Origin of the sequence: Paracoccus sp. PAMC 22219, assembly GCF_000787695.1 — a bacterium.
Classification (GTDB): domain Bacteria; phylum Pseudomonadota; class Alphaproteobacteria; order Rhodobacterales; family Rhodobacteraceae; genus Paracoccus.
Genome location: NZ_BBPH01000006.1, coordinates 1 through 1044 on the forward strand (window position 1 = coordinate 1; position 1044 = coordinate 1044).

At 62.0% G+C, this 1044-nt stretch carries 1 protein-coding gene; it reads left to right on the forward strand.

Annotated features, from left to right (window positions below; all coding sequences use genetic code 11):
* Positions 1-408: 408 nt before the first annotated feature.
* On the forward strand, positions 409-1044 hold a 636-nt coding region (locus TY51_RS21570), incomplete at its 3' end, for a hypothetical protein (RefSeq protein ID WP_197054599.1).

A 1044-nucleotide genomic window follows, 5' to 3' on the forward strand; every position in this document is an offset into this window, starting at 1 on the left:
TCAAAAGCGGAGGCCCACGCGGTGATGCGACGACACAAGCATATGAAGGTCCCTTTGGGAGCATTGACCCTCGTCGCCTGCTTGATGGCGGCACAAGCGGGCGCTCAGCAGAGTGGCAATAGTCCTCCAACGGCTCAAGAAATTTGGCGGCATCTGCCACCGCTGCCAGGGCTGAAGTCTAAGACCTCGCCGGCACCAGCACCGTCGGAAGCAGCCGGGTCGCAGGCCGGCACTGCGTCCAGACAGCCTGAAGGGACGCCCGGCTCCGGGCTTGAGACCGCTAGGCCAGACACGACCTCCAGCGATCCATCGGTTTACGCCGCGCCAGGGATGCAGAATACCCGCCCCCCAACTCAGACAGATGAGGCTATTCCCCAAGAGACGATGGCGCGGTCGGAGGCATCTCAGTTGCGCCTCGCCGTCTACGTTCCCGAGCGGAGTGCCACAGATCAGCGGGACCAGACTATCGAATGGCTATCGGCCGAAGGCTGGAAACCCCAGGAAGTCGTGACGCCGATCACGGTCGGCGAAACGCATGTCCGGTATTTTCATCCGCAAGATCGCGCAGCAGCCCAGGATATGGCAGCCGCGCTGGATATTGATGCCCGGGACTTCGTGAGCTTCACACCCTCTCCAGAAGAAGGCTATCTGGAACTATGGTTGGGTGGACCGGGTGCTCCTCCGATCACCAACCCAGTGATTACCCGCGGAAAGATGACGGAACCCTATCAGGCGCTGACTGCATCGGGTGACGATGGCAGCCCGGAACCTATCGCCGAAGATCTTGATCGCGATTCTGGCGAACGGGGGGACAATCCGTGGCTGCGACCATTAAATCTTCCCGGTATTTTCGGCCGCAACAAGGGCCCCGAAAATGCGGCCACCACCCGGAGTGGTGGCCTCAGCGCAAGCACCGGCGATAATAGATCTGGCGGGAACGGGTCAGATGGAGCCAGCACCGGAAGCAGCCCCGGTGGCAGTGGTTCTAGTGGGAACGGCGGCGGCAATGGGAACGGCGGCGGTAACGGAGATGGCGGCAGCGAC